Here is a 6,664-nt window from a genome sequence, read left to right as displayed (position 1 = left end):
TCGTGCTGTCCGAGGGTCGCCTGCTCAACCTGGGCAACGCCACCGGCCACCCGTCGTTCGTCATGTCGAACTCCTTCACCAACCAGGTGCTCGCGCAGATCGAGATCTTCACCAAGCCCGAGGAGTACCCGGTCGGCGTCTACGTGCTGCCCAAGCACCTCGACGAGGAGGTCGCCCGGCTGCACCTCGACGCTCTCGGCGTCAAGCTCACCGAGCTGAGCGCCGACCAGGCCGCCTACCTCGGTGTCGACGTCGCCGGCCCGTACAAGTCGGACCAGTACCGCTACTGAGCCGTCTGCGTTTCTGAGGTCGAGCCCCCGGGTGTTGGTGCCCGGGGGCTCGTCCCGTCTCGGGCGGGCCGGTCCTGGTGCTGGGCGGTGGTGCCCGCGCGCGTAGCCGATCGAGTCTCGGCGTCAAGGACGTCGCTGCGCTCCGCCGCTGCGCGGTCGGCTTCGCCGATCCTTGACCCCGAGCCTGTCTCGATCGGCTGGCGGCGCGCTTGCGGGCGGGACTCCGTCCCGCCGCCCGCATGCGCGGGCACCACCACCGTCTGCGGGTGGTGGGCCGGTCGGCACTTGGCGTGCGGATCCCGTGCATCTGGTGGGTGCGGATCGCACGCTAGTGGGACTCGCAGGGGTGGCCGGGATCGGGTCGCGACACAGTTAGCGTCGACCACGTCGGGGCTGAGCGTCGAGCCGTGGCGCGTGGGGTGAACTGTGTCGCGAGCACCAAGATGGCGGCCGCCACCGCCAGCCCCAGGACGGGTACGCGCAGGGCAAGCCCGCCCGACGCGGCCAAGGGACGCGCAAACGACTGGCACACTGGTGGGATGACCGCAGCACCAGCGCTCGACCCGGCGAAGGGACGTGTGCTCGTCGTCGACGACGACGCGTCCCTGGCCGAGATGCTCACGATCGTGCTGCGCCAGGAGGGTTTCGACGCCCGCTCGGTCACCCGTGGTGACCAGGCGCTCGAGAGCTTCCGGGACTACCGGCCCGACGTGGTGCTGCTCGACCTCATGCTGCCCGGCAAGGACGGCATCGACGTCTGCAAGGAGATCCGTGCCGAGTCGGGAGTCCCGATCGTCATGCTGACGGCCAAGGGCGACACCGTCGACGTGGTGGTCGGGCTCGAGTCGGGGGCCGACGACTACGTCGTCAAGCCGTTCAAGCCCAAGGAGCTGATCGCCCGGATCCGGGCGCGGGTGCGGCGCGTGGACGGCAACAGCCCGGAGTCGCTGGTCATCGGCGACCTCACCATCGACGTCGCGGGGCACTCGGTCCTGCGCGGCGACCAGCCCATCAGCCTCACGCCGCTGGAGTTCGACCTCCTCGTCTGCCTGGCCCGCAAGCCGTGGCAGGTGTTCACCCGCGAGGTGCTGCTCGAACAGGTGTGGGGCTACCGGCACGCCGCCGACACCCGGCTGGTCAACGTGCACGTCCAGCGGCTGCGCTCCAAGGTCGAGCACGACCCCGAGAACCCGGAGATCGTCGTCACCGTTCGCGGCGTCGGCTACAAGGCCGGGAACCAGTAGGGCCTGATGCTCAGGGCCCGCACGCCGCGCCGGCCACCCACCGCCGTACGACGGGCGCTGACGTTCTGGCGCCGGTCGATCCAGGCCCGGGTCGTGGTGAGCACCGTCCTCCTCTCGGCGGTCGTGGTCAGCGGCGTCGGGTGGCTGCTGCTGCAGCAGACCCGGGACGGGCTCCTGGAGAACCGGGTCGACAAGGCGCTGGCCGAGGTCGCCGACGAGGTCGACGAGGCCAACGACCGCCTCGTCGAGATGCCGGCGACCGACCCGGACCCGACGGCGCAGCGGTACGACCTCGTCGACCTGATCGTGCAGCGTGGCGCCACGCGCGGCTACCAGGTCGTGATGGCCGGACCGGTCGGCAGCGAGACGGGCCTGATCGCCAGTGGCCCGACCGAGGCCAGCCCGCACCTCGACCTCGCCAGCGTGCCACCACGGCTGGAGGAGCACTTCTCGGTCCTGCGGAACGGCTCGGCGTGGACCTACACCCGGATCGGCACGATCGACGACGAGGGCACCGTGATCGACAGCGAGCCGGGGGTCGTCGTGGGGGTGCAGGTGCCGCTACCGGCGGACGGGAAGACCTACACCCTCTACTTCCTGTTCCCTCTCGACGAGGAGCAGCAGACGATGGGCCTGGTCACGCGGGCCATGCTCACGGCCGGCGGCCTGCTGGTGGTCCTGATCGCCGTGCTCACCTGGCTGGTGGCCCGCCAGGTGGTCACCCCGATCCGACTGGCCCGCCGGGTGGCCGAGCGCCTCGCGGCCGGCCGCCTCACCGAGCGGTTGCGAGTGACCGGTGAGGACGACCTCGCCCGCCTGGCGACCTCGTTCAACCAGATGGCCACCAACCTGCAGCGCCAGATCCGCCAGCTCGAGGAGCTCAGTCGGGTCCAGCGTCGGTTTGTCTCCGACGTCTCGCACGAGCTGCGGACCCCGCTCACCACCGTGCGGATGGCCGGCGACGTCCTCCACGACGCCCGTGGCGACTTCGACCCCGCGACGGCCCGTGCCGCGGAGCTCCTGCAGACCGAGCTCGACCGGTTCGAGACCCTCCTCGCCGACCTGCTGGAGATCAGCCGCTTCGACGCCGGGGCCGCCGTCCTCGAGCTCGACGACGTCAACCTCGTCGACGTCGCCCACCGGGTCGTCGAGGCGACCCGGCCGCTGGCCGAGCAGCGCGACGTGCGGATCGTGATCCGCGCCCCCGACCACCCGTGCCTGGCCCAGGCCGACGTCCGGCGGGTCGAGCGGATCGTGCGCAACCTGGTGACCAACGCGATCGACCACGCGCGGCCCCTCCCTGCCGACCTCGACTACCGGCCGGACGTGGCTCAGACCCCCGAGATCGTCGTGACCGTCGCCGCCGACGAGCAGGCCGCGGCGATCGCGGTGCGCGACTACGGCGTCGGCCTGGCGCCGGGCGAGTCGTCGATGGTGTTCAACCGGTTCTGGCGGGCCGACCCCGCGCGAGCCCGCACCAGCGGCGGGACCGGGCTCGGCCTGTCGATCTCCCAGGAGGACGCCCACCTGCACGGGGGGTGGCTGCAGGCATGGGGCCGCCTCGGCGAGGGCTCGCAGTTCCGGCTCACCCTGCCCCGGAGGGCCGGCGACGTCCTACGCCAGAGCCCGCTCCCCCTGGTGCCCGCCGACGCGCCGGAGCCGGTGTCATGAGGCGCACCCTCGGTTGCGTCGTGCTGGGGCTGCTGGTCTCGCTGGCCGGGGCCGGGTGCGGCGTCGGTCTGCCCGACGAGGGCCCGGTCGAGGAGGCCCAGACGTCGGGCAGCGGCAGCCGCGCCGACGCGATGGCCATCAACCCGCTCGGACCACAGCCGGGGCAGTCGCGCAGCGACGTGGTCAAGGGCTTCCTGGACGCGATGCGGGCGACGCCCATCCGCGACGACGTGGCGCGCCAGTTCCTCGCCGAGCGCTCGAGAAGCACGTGGGAGCCGGACGAGACGATCGTGTACGACACGGCCTCCCTGCCCCGGCCGAGCGCGCAGGCGGGCGACCTGGTCGAGGTCACCCTGACCGGTGCCGACCGGATCGACGACCGAGGGTCCTGGCAGGGCGCGGTCACCGAGGACGCGGCCGCCCCGGACGACGTCCTCGGCCCGGACCTGCGCTTCACCGTCATCGACGAGGACGGACAGTTCCGCATCGACTCGCCGCCGGACGCGCTGATCGTGCCCCAGGACTGGTACGCCCAGCGGTTCCGGCAGGTCTCGCTCTTCTTCTTCGACCCGACCTCGCAGGTGCTGGTGCCCGACCCGGTGTTCGTGCCCCGGGCCGCCGACCTGGCCTCCACCCTGGTCCGGCGACTCATCGCCGGTCCGGCACCCGAGCTCGAGGGCCGCGCGCGCAACCTGATCCCGGCCGGCGCCGACCCGGCGCTCTCGGTGCCGGTCAGCGGCGACGGCCTGGCCACGGTGGATCTCGAGGGGGAGGTGTCGATGCCCGGTCTGGTCGACCGTGGGCTGCTGGTCGCCCAGCTCGCCTGGACCCTGCGCCAGGACCCCTCGGTGGAACGGCTGAGCGTCCGGATCGACGGGGAGTCGGTCATCCCGGCCGGTCAGGAGGAGGTGGGCGTCACCACCGGCGAGCCGTTCGCGCCGTTCGTGGCGGACGCCAACAAGCTGCTGTACGGCCTGGCCGAGGGCGTCATGGTCGCCGGTCCGGCCCAGGACATGGCCTCGGTCAGCGGGCCGTTCGGCCAGACCGACCTCGGCCTGCGGTCGATCACCCCCGACCTCTACGCGGCGCAGGCCGCGGGCGTCACCAGCGACGGGAGCGCCGTCTACGTCGGTCCGGTCCGGGTCGCCGCGGGCGCAGAGGAGGCGACACCGGTCGTCACGGGTGCGTCCGACCTGCTCGTGCCCGCGTGGGACTTCGCCGACCGGTTGTGGATGGTCGACCGGCGCGCCGACGGGGCGGTGGTCTCCTACCTGCGCGAAGGCCAGATCGAGGAGATCGTCATCGAGGGGGTGACGGACCAGGACGTGAAGTCCTTCCTCGTCTCGCGGGACGGGTCCCGCTTCGTCGCGGTCCTCCGCGGCGCCAACGAGGACGTGATCGTCGTGAGCCGCCTGCTCCAGGACGCCGACGGCAAGGTCGTCGGGTCGCTGCCCGCCCGTCAGGTCGACGTCGAAGGGGGGCGCGGGCTCAAGATCCGCGACATCGCCTGGCTCTCACCGACCAGCATCGTCGTGCTGCACCCGATCGACCCGACGCTGTTCCTGGTGCGCAGCGCCTCGGTCGACGGTGCGCCGGGTGGCGTCGACGACCTCTCCCTGACCCTCGACGAGCGCGTCGTCGGCCTCGCGGGGACTCCCGACCCCAGCCTGAGCACCTACGCCATCTCCAGGGTCGAGGGTGAGGTCCGGCTGGTCGACCTCTCCGGCCCCACCGGCGGCGACATCGAGGTCGCCCCGGGCATCACCAGCCTGGGGTACGTCGGGTGACGCGGGTCGAGACCTACCGCAGCGAAGGCTGGGACTGAACCACGGCCGGCTCTCCACAGGGGCGCGCGCCTCGCAGTTGCCCGCAGCGTGCTTCGGCGGTCGACTCACTCCATGACCTGGCTCTCTGCCGCCGCGACCGACCTGCTGCTCGGCGGACGCTGCGTGGGCTGCGGCGAGCCGGGCCGCCCGCTCTGTCGCCCGTGCCTGACCGAGCTCCCGGATCAGGCGGTCCCGGTCTGGCCGGACCCGGTGCCGGCCGGGCTGGTCCAGCCGTGGGCGTGCGCGGCGTACGACGGGGTGGCCCGCGAGCTGGTCCTCGGGCTCAAGGAGCGTCAGCTGTTCGGCCTGGTCGGCCCGGTGGCGGCGATGCTGGCGGGCTCCGTCCGGGCCGCGGCTCCGCCCGGTCCGGTCGTGGTCGTCCCGGTGCCGTCGCGTCCCTCGACCGTCCGGGCCCGTGGCCACGACCCCACCTGGGCGGTCACCGCCAGGGCGGCCCGCCTGGTCGCCGGGACGGGGCACGACGTGATCGCCCAGCGGTTGCTCCGGCTCCGTCCCGGCGTGGTCGACCAGGCCGGGCTGGGGGCGTCCGAGCGGGCGGCCAACCTGGCCGGCTCGATGACGTGCCCGTCGGCGCTCCTGCGAGGGCTCGGGCGGCGGCGTGGCCGGGTCCGCGCGGTGGTCTGCGACGACGTCCTGACCACCGGGTCCACTGCCCGGGAGGCGCAGCGCGCACTCGAGAGCGTCGGTCTCGAGGTCGCCGGTGTCGCCGTGGTGGCCGCGACGCGGCGTCGTTCCCGAAGAACCGGCTGAGGATCCGGGACTTCCCTTTCGGTCGCGAGGGAGGGCGAGTACGGTCGAGAGAACCCCGTCGGAAGGAGCCGCGCACCTGCCCCTTGCATCTCGGCCTAGCCCAGGAAGTCCCCGACGAGGAGGTTCACGTGGAAGTTGTGGTCACCGGACGGCACATCGAGCTCAGCGAGCGTTACCGGGCTCATGTGGAGGAGAAGCTGGGTCGGCTGGAGAAGCACGACCACCGGATCATCCGGGTGCAGGTCGAGGTGGAGCACGAACGAAACCCGCGGCAGAGCGACCGCGCCGTGCGCCTCGAGCTGACGGCGGTCTCCAAGGGCCCGGTGATCAGGGCCGAGGCCTGCGCCGCCGACAAGATGGCGGCCCTCGACCTGGCCCTGGACAAGATGGCGGCGCAGATGCGCCGGGCGGCCGATCGGCGCCGGGTCCATCACGGCCGGCACGCCCCGGTGTCGGTCGGTGAGGCCCTCGCCGTGCGGGAGGGCGTCGAGCCGGACGTCACCAGCGACGACGCCACGGTGATCTCCGAGCGCCAGGTCGGCCCGATCACGGTCACGGGCGACGGACCGCTGGTCGTGCGGGAGAAGACCCACTCCGCGAGCCCGATGACACTGGACCAGGCGCTCTACGAGATGGAGCTCGTCGGGCACGACTTCTACCTGTTCGTGGACAAGGAGAGCGAGCGGCCCTCGGTCGTCTACCGTCGGCGCGGCTACGACTACGGCGTCATCTCGCTCGACGTCGACCAGTAGCCCGATCCCGCTCCTCGTTCACCCCAGGGGGTGAAGCCGGGGCGGGCTGGCCCGAACGGGTCATCCGGATGAGGTGCGCCATGCCCCGTTCGTGCCCCCGTCCCGCGTAC

Annotated in this window: 6 protein-coding genes; all 6 read left to right on the top strand. The window is 72.5% G+C overall.

The window, feature by feature from the left end; translation table 11 throughout:
* The coding region (locus tag JHD21_RS19245; RefSeq protein WP_292678499.1) for an adenosylhomocysteinase at window positions 1-290 on the top strand (290 nt) is incomplete at its 5' end.
* A gap of 539 nt (window positions 291-829) precedes the next feature.
* Complete coding sequence (mtrA, locus tag JHD21_RS19240; RefSeq protein ID WP_292678496.1) at window positions 830-1,534, top strand: MtrAB system response regulator MtrA; 705 nt, start codon at window positions 830-832, stop codon at window positions 1,532-1,534.
* Between the two features lie 6 nt (window positions 1,535-1,540).
* Window positions 1,541-3,205 (top strand): MtrAB system histidine kinase MtrB, encoded by a 1,665-nt coding sequence (mtrB, locus tag JHD21_RS19235; RefSeq protein ID WP_292678493.1) that lies wholly within the window; start codon window positions 1,541-1,543, stop codon window positions 3,203-3,205.
* On the top strand, window positions 3,202-4,992 hold the full coding sequence (locus JHD21_RS19230) for an LpqB family beta-propeller domain-containing protein (RefSeq protein ID WP_292678490.1): 1,791 nt from the start codon (window positions 3,202-3,204) through the stop codon (window positions 4,990-4,992). Before mtrB ends, JHD21_RS19230 begins: the two co-directional genes overlap by 4 nt.
* Before the next feature lie 111 nt (window positions 4,993-5,103).
* Entirely contained in the window at window positions 5,104-5,802 is a 699-nt protein-coding gene (locus JHD21_RS19225; protein WP_292678487.1) for a phosphoribosyltransferase family protein, read from the top strand.
* Window positions 5,803-5,930: 128 nt separating this feature from the next.
* Entirely contained in the window at window positions 5,931-6,554 is a 624-nt protein-coding gene (gene raiA / locus JHD21_RS19220; protein WP_292678484.1) for a ribosome-associated translation inhibitor RaiA, read from the top strand.
* Window positions 6,555-6,664 lie beyond the last annotated feature (110 nt).

It is taken from the genome of Nocardioides sp., from assembly GCF_016462705.1.
Lineage (GTDB): Bacteria > Actinomycetota > Actinomycetes > Propionibacteriales > Nocardioidaceae > Nocardioides.
The sequence above is the reverse complement of the archived record's forward strand: the minus strand, read 5'-3'. Positions and strand labels throughout refer to the sequence as shown.

Excerpts from the sequence above, each read along its gene's own strand:
- mtrA (WP_292678496.1), top strand. The coding sequence starts at position 830 with ATGACCGCAGCACCAGCGCTCGACCCGGCGAAGGGACGTGTGCTCGTC.
- mtrB (WP_292678493.1), top strand. The coding sequence starts at position 1,541 with ATGCTCAGGGCCCGCACGCCGCGCCGGCCACCCACCGCCGTACGACGG.
- JHD21_RS19230 (WP_292678490.1), top strand. The coding sequence starts at position 3,202 with ATGAGGCGCACCCTCGGTTGCGTCGTGCTGGGGCTGCTGGTCTCGCTG.
- JHD21_RS19225 (WP_292678487.1), top strand. The coding sequence starts at position 5,104 with ATGACCTGGCTCTCTGCCGCCGCGACCGACCTGCTGCTCGGCGGACGC.